The 13,621-nt window shown below is 50.6% G+C and carries 16 protein-coding genes; 13 read left to right on the forward strand and 3 right to left on the reverse strand.

The window, feature by feature from the left end; all coding sequences use genetic code 11:
• Entirely contained in the window at nucleotides 1-1,017 is a 1,017-nt protein-coding gene (locus D6029_RS15165) for a hydrolase (RefSeq protein WP_120065549.1), read from the reverse strand.
• Between the two features lie 61 nt (nucleotides 1,018-1,078).
• Here D6029_RS15165 and D6029_RS15170 point away from each other — a divergent pair, with 61 nt between their 5' ends.
• A complete protein-coding gene (locus D6029_RS15170; protein ID WP_064561125.1) occupies nucleotides 1,079-1,678 on the forward strand; it encodes a LysE family translocator in 600 nt (199 codons plus the stop codon).
• Nucleotides 1,679-1,725: 47 nt separating this feature from the next.
• Here the strand turns inward: D6029_RS15170 and D6029_RS15175 are convergent, their stop codons facing one another.
• Complete coding sequence (locus D6029_RS15175) at nucleotides 1,726-3,630, reverse strand: ABC transporter ATP-binding protein (RefSeq protein WP_120065550.1); 1,905 nt, start codon at nucleotides 3,628-3,630, stop codon at nucleotides 1,726-1,728.
• A gap of 125 nt (nucleotides 3,631-3,755) precedes the next feature.
• Between D6029_RS15175 and kefG the strand changes: the two genes are divergently transcribed.
• The 4 genes from kefG to slyD all read left to right on the forward strand — a co-directional run bounded on the left by kefG (nucleotide 3,756) and on the right by slyD (nucleotide 7,013).
• Entirely contained in the window at nucleotides 3,756-4,307 is a 552-nt protein-coding gene (gene kefG, locus D6029_RS15180) for a glutathione-regulated potassium-efflux system ancillary protein KefG (protein ID WP_167456012.1), read from the forward strand.
• Nucleotides 4,307-6,115 carry a glutathione-regulated potassium-efflux system protein KefB gene (gene kefB, locus D6029_RS15185; RefSeq protein ID WP_120065552.1) on the forward strand — a complete coding sequence of 603 codons (1,809 nt, stop codon included), beginning with the start codon at nucleotides 4,307-4,309 and terminating at the stop codon, nucleotides 6,113-6,115. The genes kefG and kefB overlap by 1 nt, the downstream gene beginning before the upstream one ends.
• Nucleotides 6,116-6,129: 14 nt before the next feature.
• Nucleotides 6,130-6,330 carry a YheV family putative zinc ribbon protein gene (locus D6029_RS15190; RefSeq protein ID WP_120065553.1) on the forward strand — a complete coding sequence of 67 codons (201 nt, stop codon included), beginning with the start codon at nucleotides 6,130-6,132 and terminating at the stop codon, nucleotides 6,328-6,330.
• A gap of 98 nt (nucleotides 6,331-6,428) precedes the next feature.
• Nucleotides 6,429-7,013 carry a peptidylprolyl isomerase gene (slyD, locus tag D6029_RS15195; RefSeq protein WP_120065554.1) on the forward strand — a complete coding sequence of 195 codons (585 nt, stop codon included), beginning with the start codon at nucleotides 6,429-6,431 and terminating at the stop codon, nucleotides 7,011-7,013.
• Between the two features lie 65 nt (nucleotides 7,014-7,078).
• Here the strand turns inward: slyD and D6029_RS15200 are convergent, their stop codons facing one another.
• A complete protein-coding gene (locus tag D6029_RS15200) occupies nucleotides 7,079-7,297 on the reverse strand; it encodes a protein SlyX (protein WP_120065555.1) in 219 nt (72 codons plus the stop codon).
• A 227-nt stretch (nucleotides 7,298-7,524) separates the two neighbouring features.
• Between D6029_RS15200 and fkpA the strand changes: the two genes are divergently transcribed.
• From fkpA to fusA, 8 genes are all read left to right on the forward strand, one after another.
• Nucleotides 7,525-8,364 (forward strand): FKBP-type peptidyl-prolyl cis-trans isomerase, encoded by an 840-nt coding sequence (gene fkpA, locus D6029_RS15205; RefSeq protein ID WP_120065556.1) that lies wholly within the window; start codon nucleotides 7,525-7,527, stop codon nucleotides 8,362-8,364.
• Between the two features lie 177 nt (nucleotides 8,365-8,541).
• Complete coding sequence (locus D6029_RS15210; protein ID WP_034460202.1) at nucleotides 8,542-9,264, forward strand: helix-turn-helix transcriptional regulator; 723 nt, start codon at nucleotides 8,542-8,544, stop codon at nucleotides 9,262-9,264.
• Entirely contained in the window at nucleotides 9,264-9,650 is a 387-nt protein-coding gene (tusD, locus tag D6029_RS15215; RefSeq protein WP_120065557.1) for a sulfurtransferase complex subunit TusD, read from the forward strand. Before D6029_RS15210 ends, tusD begins: the two co-directional genes overlap by 1 nt.
• Nucleotides 9,650-10,009: a sulfurtransferase complex subunit TusC gene (gene tusC, locus D6029_RS15220; RefSeq protein ID WP_120065558.1), complete on the forward strand. Its 360-nt coding sequence runs from the start codon at nucleotides 9,650-9,652 to the stop codon at nucleotides 10,007-10,009. Before tusD ends, tusC begins: the two co-directional genes overlap by 1 nt.
• A gap of 6 nt (nucleotides 10,010-10,015) precedes the next feature.
• A complete protein-coding gene (tusB, locus tag D6029_RS15225; RefSeq protein WP_120065559.1) occupies nucleotides 10,016-10,303 on the forward strand; it encodes a sulfurtransferase complex subunit TusB in 288 nt (95 codons plus the stop codon).
• 126 nt (nucleotides 10,304-10,429) lie between these two features.
• Nucleotides 10,430-10,804: a 30S ribosomal protein S12 gene (gene rpsL / locus D6029_RS15230; protein WP_003023654.1), complete on the forward strand. Its 375-nt coding sequence runs from the start codon at nucleotides 10,430-10,432 to the stop codon at nucleotides 10,802-10,804.
• 90 nt (nucleotides 10,805-10,894) lie between these two features.
• A complete protein-coding gene (rpsG, locus tag D6029_RS15235) occupies nucleotides 10,895-11,365 on the forward strand; it encodes a 30S ribosomal protein S7 (RefSeq protein WP_034499040.1) in 471 nt (156 codons plus the stop codon).
• A gap of 93 nt (nucleotides 11,366-11,458) precedes the next feature.
• On the forward strand, nucleotides 11,459-13,573 hold the full coding sequence (gene fusA, locus D6029_RS15240) for an elongation factor G (RefSeq protein WP_120065560.1): 2,115 nt from the start codon (nucleotides 11,459-11,461) through the stop codon (nucleotides 13,571-13,573).
• The last annotated feature ends 48 nt before the right edge of the window (nucleotides 13,574-13,621 follow it).

A 13,621-nucleotide genomic window follows, 5' to 3' on the forward strand; every position in this document is an offset into this window, starting at 1 on the left:
TTACTGGTCCAAAAATTGAGACAGCCACTGCGGTATACGCTGTTCGAGCCACATTTCAGGACGGCGCAGCGTGCCGCCTACAAACCCAACGTGACCACCGTAGCGCGTCAGTTGATACTCGATATTCGCCGGTAAAATCGCTTTATCCGGGATGACATGATGGTCCATAAACGGGTCATCTTTCGCGTGAATGATAAGCGTCGGCGTTTTGATTTGCGGCAACAACGGCATCGCGCTGCACTGACGATAGTAGTCGAGAGCATCAGCAAAGCCGTGAATCTTTGAAGTGATCAAATCATCAAATTCACGCAGGCGGCGCATTCCTTTAAGCTGGCGCAGATCAACAGGCAGCGTTCCCGGATAACTTCTGAGCTTACGCGCGGCATTTTTCTTCAATAAATTCAAAAGATAGTGCTGGTAGACGCGGGAGAAACCTTTTTCGATATGCGCGCTGCAATGCTCCAGCATTAAAGGTGCAGAAACAATAACCCCGGCCTGAAGCGTGCAATCAGCACCTTGTTTCGCCATCAAACAGGCGAGCATGTTCCCGCCGAGCGAGAACCCAACCGCAGCCGTTGGCACTTTGCCATAACGCGTACTGAGCCAGTTTAAGAAGAAAGTGCCATCTTCGGTTTCGCCGGAGTGATAAATGCGCTTCATGCGATTAGGCACGCCGCTGCATCCGCGAAAATGCATCACCACGCCCAACCACCCTTGCTTGCTGGCGGCTTCAATTAAACCGTGGGCGTATGGGCTGTGCAGGCTGCCTTCGAGTCCATGAAAAACGACTAACCGTGGTTTATGCATTGCCTGGCGTGGGTCTTCGCTCCAGGCAAGATCGACAAAATCCCCATCCGGCATGTCCAGACGCTGCCAGTGAGGTTTGAAATTTAAGCGACGGCGAATCAAACGCGGAAGCATGGTTTGCAGGTGCGGATTACTCACACCCTTCAACGGACGAAATTGCTCATCTTCTTCGTGATTAAAATTCAATACTGCGGGACTTGTCGTAGCCATATCACACTGTTAGTTTCATTGAGTTTGCTAATTAACTTATCGGGTGTGGAACACCCATTTCATGGAAACGCTTTTCTTTTCGATGCTTGGTTTTCTTTGGGTTGCGGCGATTACACCCGGCCCAAATAACATGTTACTGACTTCTTCCGGCGCCAATTACGGCTTTATGCGCACCATTCCGTTGATGATTGGAATCATGCTTGGGATGCAGTGCATCCTGTTGCTGGTGGCCTTTGGCGTCGGTAGCTTAATCCTTTTGTATCCTGCTTTGCACCTTATCCTGAAGATAGCCGGGAGTGCTTACCTTTTATGGCTAGCCTGGAAAATCGGCACCGCGACCTATGAAAAACTGGAAACGGATGCGCCGCCACCGGCTCCCATTCCATTCTGGCAGGGCGGTTTGCTACAGGTTATCAACCCAAAAGCCTGGTTGATGGCACTCGGTGCAGTGGCCAGTTTTAGCCTTGCCGGTTCTCAGTACCTGCATTCGGTGGTGTTAATCAGTATTGGTATTGCGCTGGTTAACATCGTTGCGGGCATTATCTGGATTGCGTTCGGCAGCATGATTGGCAAACTGCTACGCAGCCGCCGCGCCTGGACAATCTTCAATGTCTTTATGGGACTGCTGACGGCGGCGTGTGTGTTGCTGATTTGGCATTAAGTTTGTGGGCCTCACGCTTACTTTTCGAGAAGAGTGAGGCCACAAGATTATTCAGCCTGCATCATTTGCTCTAGCTGATCATGCGCATCCAGCCATTCCATCTCACACTCTTCCAGCGCTGACTTCACTTTTACCTGAGTTTGCAGGCATTCGGTCATTTCTGCTTTACGACTTTGGTCGTAGATAGCGCTGTCAGCCAGCTTTTCTTCAACTTCCGCAAGTTGCGCGTTGAGCTTTTCCATTTGCTTTTCGAGCTGAGTGATTTGCTTACGCAGCGGTTGAGTTATGGTGCGTAACTCGGCTTCACGGCGTTTCTGATCTTTACGTGACTGCGCGCTGTTGGCGTTATCTTTTGTCGAATCAACCGGCTGGTTTTCCTGCTTTTGCAGGTCAACAAGCCACTGCTGATAATCTTCCAGGTCACCATCAAACGCTTCGACTTTACCGTCGTGCACCAGGTACAAATCGTCGGTGGTTGAGCGCAGTAAGTGACGGTCGTGCGAAACCACAACCAGCGCGCCTTCGAAATCAATCAAAGCTTCGGTCAATGCCTGGCGCATGTCGAGATCCAGGTGGTTGGTCGGTTCATCTAGCAGTAGCAGGTTTGGGCGCTGCCAGACCACCAGAGCCAGTACCAGGCGTGCTTTTTCGCCACCGGAGAAACGCGCGGTTTGCTCGGTGACTTTATCGCCCCGGAAACCAAAGCCGCCCAGGTAATCTCGCAGTTGCTGTTCAAGTTCTTTCGGTGCGATACGCGCCAGGTGTTGCAGCGGGGATTCGTCTGCGCGCAAATATTCGAGCTGATGCTGAGCGAAGTATCCGAGTTTGATGCCTTTCGCCAGGCCGATATCGCCTTGCAACGGTTTGATTTCTTCCGCCAGCAATTTAATCAGCGTTGATTTACCCGCACCGTTGCGGCCCAGCAAGCCAATGCGCGAGCCGGGAACCAGATTCAGTTTAATCGAGTCGAGGATCACACGGTCGCCGTAACCGGCGCTCACTTTTTCCATGCGCAGTAACGGATTCGGCAGGCTTTCAGGCGCGCGGAAACTGAAATGGAACGGGTTATCGACGTGCGCCGGGGCAATCAGCTCCATGCGCTCTAGCATTTTCACGCGGCTTTGCGCTTGCTTCGCTTTGCTGGCTTTCGCTTTAAAGCGGTCGATGAAACTTTGCAGATGCGCGACACGCTCCTGCTGGCTTTCGAACATCGACTGCTGCTGAGCCAGGCGCGTCGCACGTTGGCCCTCGAACGAAGAATAGTTGCCGGTGTACTCAAACATCGATTCTTGTTCGATGTGAATAATTTTACTCACCACCGGGTCGAGGAAGTCGCGGTCGTGGGAAATCAGAATCAAGGTGCCCTGATAACTTTTCAGCCAGCGCTCGAGCCAGATGACGGCGTCTAAGTCCAGGTGGTTTGTGGGTTCATCGAGCAGCAGCAAATCGGAGCGGCAAATCAGCGCTTGTGCCAGGTTCAGTCGCATACGCCAGCCACCGGAGAAATCACTCACCGGGCGTTCGAGTTGTTCGTTGCTGAAGCCTAAACCGTGCAGCAGGCTTGAGGCGCGTGAGCGAATCGTCCAGGCATCGACGGCATCAAGCTTGCCGTGAACCAGCGCGATAGCGTGGCCATCGTCGCGTTCGTTGGCTTTTGCCAGTTCCGTTTCGAGCTGGCGGAACTCGCGATCGCCATCAATAACATATTCAATGGCTGGCATCGCCAGGGCAGGCGTTTCCTGATTTACCCAGGCCAGCGCCCAGTTACCAGGATAGGTCATGCTGCCACCATCGGCGCTGATCTCGTTCTTCAGAAGCGCCAGCAGCGTGGATTTACCGCAGCCGTTTTTACCCACCAGACCCACTTTTTGGCCTGGATTGATGGTAGCGGTGGCGTTATCCAGCAGAACGCGTGTGCCGCGACGAATTTGTAACGAGGAGAAAACAATCATAAAGCGCCGTATGTTCAGAGTATGTTAAATTGTCATTATATAAAGGTAACGTGATGCCAACGGCACCGCGTCGGGCTGCATGGTAGCCCAATTTAGAGACTATGACGACGCCCTGGAGGGTAATGATGTCGCAGCCGCCGAAAGTTTTGCTGCTATATGCCCATCCGGAGTCACAAGACTCGGTCGCAAACCGCGTCTTACTCCAGCCTGCGCAGAAGCTTGCTAATGTCACTGTGCATGATCTTTATGCGCACTATCCTGACTTTTTTATTGATATTTATCGCGAACAGGCACTGCTGCAAGAGCACGATGTCATCGTCTTTCAACACCCTCTTTATACCTATAGCTGCCCGGCGTTACTCAAAGAGTGGCTGGATCGTGTGCTGAGCCGTGGCTTTGCAAGCGGTGTGGGAGGAAACGCTCTGGCGGGAAAGTACTGGCGTAGTGTGATTACCACTGGCGAGCCGGAAGGTGCTTATCGCCACGATGGTTTTAATCGTTTTCCGCTGACCGATATTTTACGTCCCTTCGAACTTACTGCCGCAATGTGCCGCATGCACTGGATGAACCCGATGATTGTTTACTGGGCTCGCCGCCAGTCGCCGCAAGAGCTTGCCAGCCACGCGAAAGCGTACGGTGAATGGTTGGCTTCCCCAACCCTGCCAGGAGGACGCTGATGGAAGGTTCTGATGTATTGCTGGCGGGAGTGCTGTTTTTGTTTGCGGCAGTGGTTGCCGTGCCGATTGCTGCCCGTTTAGGGATTGGCGCGGTACTCGGCTATTTGCTGGCGGGAATCGCCATCGGGCCGTGGGGGCTGGGTTTTATCAGTGACGTAGATGAAATTCTCCACTTCTCTGAAATGGGCGTTGTCTTCCTGATGTTTATCATCGGGCTTGAGCTGAACCCATCCAAACTCTGGCAGCTCCGGCGTTCTATTTTTGGTGTCGGTGCCGCGCAGGTATTACTCAGCGCCGTGGTGTTGGCCGGGCTGCTGATGTTGACGAAGTTTTCCTGGCAGGCGGCAGTGATTGGCGGCATAGGACTTGCAATGTCATCCACCGCGATGGCGTTGCAGCTGATGCGCGATAAAGGCATGAACCGCAATGAGTCTGGCCAGCTTGGTTTCTCAGTGCTGCTGTTCCAGGATTTAGCGGTTATCCCGGCAATTGCTCTGGTGCCGCTGCTGGCAGGCAATGACGATGGCCATACAGACTGGATAAAAATCGGTTTCAAAGTTCTGGCATTCGCAGGCATGTTGATTGGCGGGCGTTATTTGCTGAAACCCCTGTTCCGCTTTATTGCAGGTTCCGGCGTGCGTGAAGTCTTTACTGCGGCGGCTTTGTTATTGGTATTAGGTTCGGCGCTATTTATGGATGCGCTGGGTTTCTCAATGGCGCTCGGGACGTTTATCGCAGGCGTGTTGTTGGCCGAAAGCGAATACCGGCATGAACTGGAAATCGCTATCGATCCGTTTAAAGGATTATTGCTCGGCCTGTTCTTTATCTCGGTGGGCATGGCACTAAATTTGGGCGTGCTTTATACCCATATTTTCCTGGTTATCCTGGCCGTTGTGGTGCTGGTGGCCGTCAAAGCGGGTGTGCTGTATGGATTGTCGTGGTTCTTCGGCTTGCGTAGCTCCGAGCGTTTGCAGTTTTCTGGCGTGCTTAGCCAGGGCGGAGAATTTGCATTCGTGTTGTTCTCAACTGCTTCATCGCAAAAGCTGTTCAGCGGTGACCAAATGCCGCTGCTGCTGGTGACCGTTACGCTGTCTATGATGACAACGCCGCTGCTGATGAAAGGTGTTGATGCGATTCTTGCTCGACGCTTTAACGTTGCCGATGATGAAAACGATGAAAAGCCATTTGTGGAAGACGATCAGCCGCAGGTCATTATTGTTGGATTTGGGCGTTTCGGGCAGGTGATTGGGCGCTTACTGATGGCGAATAAAATGCGTATCACGGTGCTGGAGAGAGATATCAGCTCCGTCAGCCTGATGCGTAAGTACGGTTACAAGGTTTATTACGGTGACGCGACCGAACTGGAGTTGTTACGTTCGGCGGGCGCTGAAACCGCGAAGTCGATTGTAATTACCTGTAACGAACCCGAAGACACAATGAAAGTGGTTCATTTGTGTCAACAACACTTTCCACATCTGGCGATTCTTGCGCGCGCCAGGGGCCGTGTAGAAGCTCACGAATTGTTGCAAGCTGGCGTTACGCAGTTCTCACGCGAGACGTTTTCCAGTGCCCTGGAGTTAGGGCGTAAAGCGCTGATGACGTTGGGAATGCATCCGCATCAGGCGCATCGCGCGCAGCTTCATTTCCGACGTTTGGATATGAGCATGCTGCGTGAGTTAATGCCGATTCATACCGATAACGCGCAAATCTCCAGGGTGCGGGAAGCGCGTCGTGAGTTAGAAGAAATCTTCGAACGTGAGATGCAGCAAGAGCGTCGGCAGTTCGATGGTTGGGACGATTTTGAATAAATAAGGTGAAGCCAATGCCGGTGCGTAAACGTTTTATTGCCGGGGCAGTTTGCCCTGAATGCCAGACGCGAGATTCCCTCGCGATGTGGCGTGAGAATAATGTCGATATTGTTGAGTGTGTTAAGTGCGGCCACCAGATGCGTGAGGCCGATAAGCAAGCGCGCGAGCATGTTCGCAAAGAAGAGCAAGTGATTGGGATTTTTCATCCGGACTAGCGAGATGCGCCAGCTTTTTTTAAGCTTAGGAGTACACCGGCGCTAAATTCCGCTACAATCGGCGCCAGTTTTTTTCTCACGCTCGCTCAGGAGATATCATGAAAGTAGCAAAAGACCTGGTGGTCAGCCTGGCTTACCAGGTACGTACAGAAGACGGTGTGTTGGTTGATGAGTCTCCGGTGAGTGCGCCGCTGGACTATCTGCATGGTCACGGCTCCCTGATTTCTGGTCTGGAAACCGCTCTGGAAGGTCACGTTGTTGGTGATCGTTTCGACGTTAACGTTGGCGCAAATGACGCTTACGGCCAATACGACGAAAACCTGGTTCAGCGCGTACCGAAAGACGTCTTCATGGGCGTTGACGAGCTGGAAGTGGGTATGCGCTTTATGGCTGATACCGACCAGGGCCCAGTGCCGGTTGAAATTACCGCAGTTGAAGATGAGCACGTTGTTGTCGATGGCAACCACATGCTGGCAGGCCAGAACCTGAGCTTCAACGTAGAAGTTATCGCTATTCGTGAAGCCACTGCTGAAGAACTGGCTCATGGCCACGTTCACGGCGAGCACGACCATCACCACGACCATGGTGAAGGCGGCTGCTGCGGCGGTCACGGCCATGACCACGGCGACCATGAACATGGTAAAGGTGGTTGCGGCGGTAATGGCGGTTGCGGTTGCCACTAATCCGTAAAGGATACCGTTAAGAATAAAAAAGGCGTGTCGATGACACGCCTTTTCTTTTTGTAAAATTAGTAATGCGGGGGCGGAGTTTCTTCGGCTTCTGAAGCTACCATCGAAGGTTGGCTGGCTTTGAGTTTTTCAACCAACAAACGGAAATGCTCGCGCAGTTTGACCATCTCCAATTCGTGTGCCGTTACCGTCTGATTTAACTCTTCTATTGTAATCTCCTGGAAAGCGAGACGACTCTCAAGTTCTTCCAGTCGTTGTTCGGTCGATTTTTGATGCATGGCTAATGACTCCTGGCCTGCGGATGGACAATTTCCGGCGATTCTACTGAAAAATCCCACTCGTTACAGTGCTGTTTTGCGTAGGACGAAACTTCTTTAAACAAAAAGAGTCTGAATTTGTCTCGATAAGACGCGGAGAGATTGTGTAGATTTCTTCCACGACGTTATAGTACGTCTCTTAGTTGATAATAACCTTGGGGTTAGAGGCCCCGGCCCTGGAGAAATGGATGAAATCACTGTTTAAAGTAACGCTACTGGCGACCACGATGGCCGTTGCCCTGAGCGCTCCGGCGTTCGCTGCCCCGGCTACACCGGCTGCTGCTAAAGATGCTGCGGCTCCTGCGACCCCAGCAGCTAGCAATGCGGCATTTAAGAATGACGACCAGAAATCTGCGTACGCATTAGGTGCTTCGCTGGGCCGTTACATGGAAAACTCTCTGAAAGAACAAGAGAAGCTGGGAATCACTCTGGATAAGAACCAGCTGATTGCCGGTGTTCAGGATGCATTTGCTGATAAGAGCAAATTATCCGACCAGGAAATTGAGCAGACTCTGCAAGCTTTCGAAGCGCGCGTGAAGTCTTCCGCTCAGGCAAAAATGGAAAAAGACGCTAAAGAAAACGCGGATAAAGGCAAAGCCTTCCGTGATACTTTCGCAAAAGAGAAAGGTGTTAAAACTTCTCCAACTGGCCTGATGTACAAAATCGACAAAGCCGGTACGGGTGAAGCACCAACCGACAGCGATACTGTTGTTGTTAACTACAAAGGTACGCTGATTGACGGTAAAGAGTTCGATAACTCTTATACTCGTGGCGAGCCGCTTTCTTTCCGTCTTGACGGTGTTATCCCAGGTTGGACTGAAGGCCTGAAAAACCTGAAGAAAGGCGGGAAAATCAAACTGGTTATTCCACCGGAATTAGCATACGGCAAAACTGGCGTTCCAGGGATCCCTGCTAACTCCACGCTGGTATTTGACGTTGAACTGCTGGATATCAAGCCAGCACCGAAAGCTGACGCAAAACCAGATGCCGCACCTGCTACTGAAGCTGAAGCAGCTAAGAGCAAGTAAGGTATGATTAGCCGCCGCCCACAAGGGCGGCGGTTTTTTATTTGAGGCAGGGTATAATAAAAGCTGGAAAGCGCATCTTACGCTGTATTACCTTAGCAGACTGCGCAACAACGAGTATGAGTCTGCCCTGACACCATTTAAGCGCGACAGGCTCTCTGTAGAGGGTGGTATCTTTAAATGTCCAATTCGCTTTTAACCAATGAAACCAGTGAGCTTGACTTACTGGACCAGCGTCCTTTTGAACAAACCGACTTTGAAATATTAAAATCCTACGAAGCGGTAGTGGACGGGTTAGCGATGCTGATTGGTTCTCATTGTGAAATTGTGTTGCACTCGCTGCAAGATTTGAAATGTTCCGCCATCCGTATCGCAAATGGCGAACATACCGGCCGCAAAATTGGCTCGCCAATTACCGACCTCGCGTTACGTATGCTGCATGATATGACTGGTGCGGACAGTAGCGTTTCCAAATGCTATTTCACCCGAGCAAAAAGTGGCGTGCTTATGAAATCAGAGACTATCGCCATTCGCAATCGTGATGAACGTGTTATTGGTCTACTGTGCATCAACATCAACCTCGATGTGCCGTTCTCGCAAATTATGTCGACCTTTATTCCGCCAGAAACGCCAGAAGTCGCTTCTTCTGTGAACTTTGCTTCCTCGGTAGAAGATTTGGTCATGCAAGCGCTGGAATTCACGATTGAAGAAGTGAATGCCGATCGTAATGTGTCTAACAATGCCAAGAATCGACAGATTGTCCTGAACCTCTATGAGAAAGGCATTTTTGATATTAAAGATGCTATCAACCAGGTTGCCGACCGTTTGAATATTTCTAAGCACACGGTGTACCTGTATATCCGTCAATTCAAAAACGGTGATTTCCAGGGGCAGGATAAGTAATGCGTTTTGCCATCCTGGTGACAGGCCCGGCTTATGGTACGCAGCAGGCGAGTAGCGCATTGCAGTTTTCTCAGGCTGTTATTGCACAAGGGCACACGCTTGAAAGCGTGTTCTTCTACCGTGAAGGCGTTTATAACGCTAACCAACTGACATCTCCTGCGAACGATGAATTTGATTTGGTCCGCGCCTGGCAACAACTGCATCAACAACACAACGTTGAGCTACATATTTGTGTTGCCGCTGCATTGCGTCGTGGCGTTACGGACGAAGAACAAGCGACTCAACTGGGTTTACCTTGCCATAACTTGCAACCGGGTTTCACGCTAAGTGGGCTGGGTGCGTTGGCGCAAGCATCGCTGACCTGTGATCGAACGGTGCAATTCTGATGAAGCGTGTGGCTTTTATATTTAAATCATCGCCTCACGGAAGTGCTGCTGGGCGCGAAGGGCTAGATGCATTGCTGGCGACGTCGGCGTTAAGCGAAGACATTGGTGTATTTTTCATTGGTGACGGTGTTTTACAATTAATTCCTGGCCAACAGCCAGGACTTATCCTCGCAAGAGATTACATCGCAACATTTCGCGTGCTGCCACTGTATGACATTGAACAATGTTATATTTGCGCAGACTCCATCCGCGAAAGGGGATTGTCGCCAGAAAGTGCCTGGGTGCTTGATGTAAAACCTCTGGAATCAGAGGCGCTGAGCGAAATGCTGCATCACTTTGATGTGGTTCTGACTTTCTGAGGCGATATGCTGCATATTTTACAACACTCACCTTTTCAAACAGATCTTGAATCGTTGCTGCGCTGTGTGAAGCCAGGCGACGATCTTTTATTGCTACAAGATGCGGTCATCGCTGCGTTATCAGGGACCAAAGCCCTTGATTTACTGCTCGCCGCCCCCATTTCTATTTACGCTCTGCACGAAGATATCGAGGCTCGCGGCTTAGTTGCTCAAATTTCGACCGGCATAGTTAAGGTCAGCTATACTGATTTCGTCGGATTGACAGTTAAACACGAACAGCAGATTACCTGGTAAAATCCAGGATTGTTGTATATTTCTTGACACCTTTTCGGCTCAGCCCTAAAATTCTGCGTCCTCATATTATATGAGGCCGTTTTATTACGTGTTTACGAAGCAAAAGCTAAAACCAGGAGCTATTTAATGGCAACAGTTAACCAGCTGGTACGCAAACCACGCGCTCGCAAAGTTGCAAAAAGCAACGTGCCTGCGCTGGAAGCCTGCCCGCAGAAACGTGGCGTATGTACTCGTGTATATACTACCACTCCTAAGAAACCAAACTCCGCACTGCGTAAAGTATGCCGTGTGCGTTTGACTAACGGTTTTGAAGTTACCTCCTACATCGGTGGTGAAGGTCACAACCTGCAGGAACACTCAGTGATCCTGATCCGTGGTGGTCGTGTAAAAGACTTGCCAGGTGTTCGTTACCACACCGTTCGTGGTGCACTTGACTGCTCCGGCGTTAAAGACCGTAAGCAATCTCGTTCCAAGTATGGCGTGAAACGTCCTAAGGCTTAATGGTTTCCGTTAAGTAAGGCCAAACGTTTTAAATAAATGTCAAACTCAATAGAGTTTTGGACAACCCTGAATTAACAACGGAGTATTCCCATGCCACGTCGTCGCGTCATTGGTCAACGTAAAATTCTTCCAGATCCTAAGTTCGGATCAGAGTTGCTGGCCAAATTTGTAAACATTCTGATGGTAGATGGTAAGAAATCTACTGCTGAATCTATCGTGTATACCGCGCTGGAGACCCTGGCTCAGCGTTCTGGTAAACAAGCTCTGGAAGCTTTCGAAGTCGCTCTGGACAACGTTCGTCCGACTGTCGAAGTTAAGTCCCGCCGTGTTGGTGGTTCTACTTATCAGGTTCCAGTAGAAGTACGTCCGGTTCGTCGTAATGCTCTGGCAATGCGTTGGATCGTAGAAGCTGCTCGTAAACGCGGTGATAAATCCATGGCTCTTCGCCTGGCGAACGAACTTTCTGATGCTGCAGAGAACAAAGGTACTGCAGTTAAGAAACGTGAAGACGTTCACCGTATGGCTGAAGCCAACAAGGCGTTCGCTCACTACCGTTGGTAATCCCTTCGGAGTGTTAGTCACCAAGCGGGCGCTTCATGTGAGCTGCCCGCTTTGGGTTACTTAAATGAACGTCCCAGGATATAGAGGAATCAAATGGCTCGTAAAACACCCATTGAGCGTTACCGTAACATTGGTATCAGTGCTCACATCGACGCCGGTAAGACTACTACTACCGAACGTGTTCTGTTCTACACCGGTGTAAACCACAAAATCGGTGAAGTTCATGATGGCGCAGCCACCATGGACTGGATGGAGCAGGAGCAGGAACGTGGTATTACCATCACGTCCGCTGCGACCACCTGTTTCTGGTCAGGTATGGCTAAACAGTTCGAACCACACCACATCAACATCATCGACACCCCAGGGCACGTTGACTTCACCATCGAAGTTGAACGTTCAATGCGTGTTCTTGATGGTGCGGTAATGGTTTACTGTGCTGTTGGTGGTGTTCAGCCACAGTCTGAAACCGTATGGCGTCAGGCAAACAAATATAAAGTTCCACGTATCGCGTTCGTTAACAAAATGGACCGTATGGGTGCTAACTTCCTGAAAGTTGTTGATCAGATTGAAAAACGTCTGGGCGCAACTCCGGTGCCACTACAATTGGCAATCGGCGCGGAAGAGAAATTCACCGGTGTTGTTGACCTGGTGAAAATGAAAGCCATCAACTGGAACGAAGCCGATCAGGGCGTGACCTTCGAATACGAAGAGATCCCAGCTGATATGCAGGAACTGGCCGAAGAATGGCGCCAGAAACTGGTTGAAGCCGCTGCTGAAGGTTCTGACGAACTGATGGAGAAATTCTTTGGTGGCGAAGAGCTGACTGAAGAAGAGATCAAAACTTCTCTGCGTAAGCGCGTACTGAACAACGAAATTATCTTGGTTACCTGTGGTTCTGCATTTAAGAACAAAGGTGTTCAGGCGATGCTGGATGCGGTTGTTGAATACCTGCCAGCTCCAACTGACGTTACTGCGATTAACGGTATGCTGGACGACGGTAAAGACACTCCGGCTGTTCGTCACTCTGACGACAACGAGCCGTTTGCTGCTCTGGCGTTCAAAATCGCAACTGACCCGTTTGTTGGTAACCTGACCTTCTTCCGCGTTTACTCTGGCGTTGTTAACTCTGGCGACACCGTGTTCAACCCGGTGAAATCAGCACGTGAGCGTCTGGGCCGTATCGTACAGATGCACGCTAACAAACGTGAAGAGATCAAAGAAGTTCGCGCGGGCGACATCGCTGCAGCTATCGGTCTGAAAGAAGTGACCACTGGTGATACCCTGTGTGATCAAGACAACGTGATCATTCTGGAGCGCATGGAATTCCCTGAACCGGTAATTTCTATCGCTGTTGAACCAAAAACCAAAGCTGACCAGGAAAAAATGGGTCTGGCTCTGGGTCGTCTGGCTAAAGAAGATCCATCATTCCGCGTATGGACTGATGAAGAAACCAACCAGACTATCATCGCTGGTATGGGTGAACTTCACCTCGACATCATCGTTGACCGTATGAAGCGTGAATTCAACGTTGAAGCTAACGTTGGTAAACCTCAGGTTGCTTACCGTGAAGCGATTCGCGCGAAAGTTACCGATGTTGAAGGTAAACACGCTAAGCAGTCTGGTGGTCGTGGTCAGTACGGTCATGTTGTTATCGACATGTACCCACTGGAGCCGGGCTCGAATCCGAAAGGTTACGAGTTCATCAACGACATCAAAGGTGGTGTGATCCCAACGGAATACATCCCAGCTGTTGATAAAGGCATCCAGGAGCAGCTGAAGTCTGGTCCTCTGGCGGGTTACCCAGTAGTAGATCTCGGCGTGCGTCTGCACTTCGGTTCTTACCACGACGTTGACTCCTCCGAACTGGCGTTTAAACTGGCCGCTTCTATCGCCTTCAAAGATGGCTTTAAGAAAGCAAAACCAGTTCTGCTTGAGCCTATCATGAAGGTTGAAGTTGAAACTCCGGAAGAGAACACCGGTGACGTTATCGGTGACCTTAGCCGTCGTCGTGGTCAGCTGAAAGGTCAAGAATCTAACGCTACTGGCGTTCAGATTCACGCTGAAGTTCCGTTGTCAGAAATGTTCGGTTACGCAACTCAACTGCGTTCACTGACTAAAGGTCGTGCATCTTACTCCATGGAATTCCTGAAGTATGATGACGCACCAAACAACGTTGCTCAGGCCGTAATCGAAGCTCGCGGTAAATAAGCCCCGGGTTTTAAAAAACATTGATCCCGCGCTCTCTCCTTGAGGGGG

It is taken from the genome of Buttiauxella izardii (genome assembly GCF_003601925.1).
Classification (GTDB): Bacteria; Pseudomonadota; Gammaproteobacteria; order Enterobacterales; family Enterobacteriaceae; genus Buttiauxella; species Buttiauxella izardii.

What these genes read in the sequence shown, in the direction of transcription:
- D6029_RS15165 (WP_120065549.1), bottom strand. Translation starts at nt 1,017, where the DNA reads ATGGCTACGACAAGTCCCGCAGTATTGAATTTTAATCACGAAGAAGAT.
- D6029_RS15170 (WP_064561125.1), top strand. Translation starts at nt 1,079, where the DNA reads ATGGAAACGCTTTTCTTTTCGATGCTTGGTTTTCTTTGGGTTGCGGCG.
- D6029_RS15175 (WP_120065550.1), bottom strand. Translation starts at nt 3,630, where the DNA reads ATGATTGTTTTCTCCTCGTTACAAATTCGTCGCGGCACACGCGTTCTG.
- kefG (WP_167456012.1), top strand. Translation starts at nt 3,756, where the DNA reads ATGTCGCAGCCGCCGAAAGTTTTGCTGCTATATGCCCATCCGGAGTCA.
- kefB (WP_120065552.1), top strand. Translation starts at nt 4,307, where the DNA reads ATGGAAGGTTCTGATGTATTGCTGGCGGGAGTGCTGTTTTTGTTTGCG.
- D6029_RS15190 (WP_120065553.1), top strand. Translation starts at nt 6,130, where the DNA reads ATGCCGGTGCGTAAACGTTTTATTGCCGGGGCAGTTTGCCCTGAATGC.
- slyD (WP_120065554.1), top strand. Translation starts at nt 6,429, where the DNA reads ATGAAAGTAGCAAAAGACCTGGTGGTCAGCCTGGCTTACCAGGTACGT.
- D6029_RS15200 (WP_120065555.1), bottom strand. Translation starts at nt 7,297, where the DNA reads ATGCATCAAAAATCGACCGAACAACGACTGGAAGAACTTGAGAGTCGT.
- fkpA (WP_120065556.1), top strand. Translation starts at nt 7,525, where the DNA reads ATGAAATCACTGTTTAAAGTAACGCTACTGGCGACCACGATGGCCGTT.
- D6029_RS15210 (WP_034460202.1), top strand. Translation starts at nt 8,542, where the DNA reads ATGTCCAATTCGCTTTTAACCAATGAAACCAGTGAGCTTGACTTACTG.
- tusD (WP_120065557.1), top strand. Translation starts at nt 9,264, where the DNA reads ATGCGTTTTGCCATCCTGGTGACAGGCCCGGCTTATGGTACGCAGCAG.
- tusC (WP_120065558.1), top strand. Translation starts at nt 9,650, where the DNA reads ATGAAGCGTGTGGCTTTTATATTTAAATCATCGCCTCACGGAAGTGCT.
- tusB (WP_120065559.1), top strand. Translation starts at nt 10,016, where the DNA reads ATGCTGCATATTTTACAACACTCACCTTTTCAAACAGATCTTGAATCG.
- rpsL (WP_003023654.1), top strand. Translation starts at nt 10,430, where the DNA reads ATGGCAACAGTTAACCAGCTGGTACGCAAACCACGCGCTCGCAAAGTT.
- rpsG (WP_034499040.1), top strand. Translation starts at nt 10,895, where the DNA reads ATGCCACGTCGTCGCGTCATTGGTCAACGTAAAATTCTTCCAGATCCT.
- fusA (WP_120065560.1), top strand. Translation starts at nt 11,459, where the DNA reads ATGGCTCGTAAAACACCCATTGAGCGTTACCGTAACATTGGTATCAGT.